Source organism: Pseudomonas sp. GZD-209 (assembly GCF_049310485.1).
GTDB lineage: Bacteria > Pseudomonadota > Gammaproteobacteria > Pseudomonadales > Pseudomonadaceae > Aquipseudomonas > Aquipseudomonas sichuanensis.
This window is the reverse complement of record NZ_JBMOWQ010000260.1, coordinates 1-1,029: the sequence shown is the minus strand read 5'-3', so window position 1 is coordinate 1,029 and position 1,029 is coordinate 1. Positions and strand designations below refer to the sequence as shown.

Annotated in this window: 1 protein-coding gene; it reads left to right on the top strand. The window is 67.3% G+C overall.

Annotation, left to right across the window (positions count from 1 at the left end; genetic code table 11):
* Positions 1-116 precede the first annotated feature (116 nt).
* Positions 117-953, top strand: a complete 837-nt coding sequence (locus ACO6VM_RS25400; RefSeq protein ID WP_125465792.1) for a 23S rRNA (adenine(2030)-N(6))-methyltransferase RlmJ — start codon at positions 117-119, stop codon at positions 951-953.
* Positions 954-1,029: the final 76 nt, after the last annotated feature.

Genomic DNA, 1,029 nt, shown 5'->3' with positions numbered 1-1,029 from the left:
CGAAGCCACTCCCACCCCAGGCCCTTCCCGTGAGGGGTTGGGGGGGGCTTCTCCCCCCGCGATGCTTTTTGCGGCCGTCAAGGCAAGGTAAACTTGGCGCCCCCGCAGGAGTCCTCATGAACTATCGTCACGCCTTCCACGCCGGCAACCACGCCGACGTCCTCAAGCACATCGTGCTCACCCGCCTCATCGCCCTGATGTCGCGCAAGGAGCAGCCGTTCGCCTATATCGACACCCACGCCGGCCTTGGTCTGTACGACCTGCAGGGCGATCAGGCGAGCCGTACCGGTGAATACCTCGAAGGCGTCGCCCGTTTGTGGAATCGCGATGACCTGCCGGCCGTCACCGCCGACTACCTGGGCGTCATCAAGCGCCTGAACAAGAACGGCGAGCTGCGCTACTACCCGGGCTCGCCTGAGCTGGCCCGTCGCCTGATGCGCGAGCAGGACCGCGCGCAGCTGAACGAAAAGCACCCTGAAGACGGCGTGCTGCTCAAAGAGAACATGAAGAAGGACCCGCGCGTCACCGTGCATCTGGGCGAGGGCTGGCACATCCCGCGGGCCCTGCTGCCGGTGCAGGAAAAGCGCGCGATCATGCTGATCGACCCGCCGTTCGAGCAGGCCGACGAGCTCAAGCGCTGCACCGTGGCGATGAAAGAGGCGATCGGCCGCATGCGCCAGACCGTCGCGGCGATCTGGTACCCGATCAAGGACCAGCGCTCGCTGACCCGCTTCTACCAGGACCTGACCAGCACCGGCGCGCCCAAGCTGCTGCGGGTGGAGCTGTACGTACATCACCAGGACAGCCCGCAGGGCCTGAACGGCTCGGGCCTGGCCATCGCCAACCCGCCGTGGGGGCTGGAGGACGAGCTCAAGGAGCTGCTGCCGTGGCTGGCCAAAGAGCTGGCGCAGACCGCAGGCAGCTACCGCATGGACTGGTTGATCGCCGAATAATCGGCCAATTCGAACTGCGTGGGAGGGGGGGGGGGGGGGGGGGGGGGGGGGGGGGGGGGGGGGGGGGGGAGAGAGG

Bases quoted from the DNA above. Each gene is read 5' to 3' on its own strand.
- ACO6VM_RS25400 (WP_125465792.1), top strand. From the start codon at position 117: ATGAACTATCGTCACGCCTTCCACGCCGGCAACCACGCCGACGTCCTC.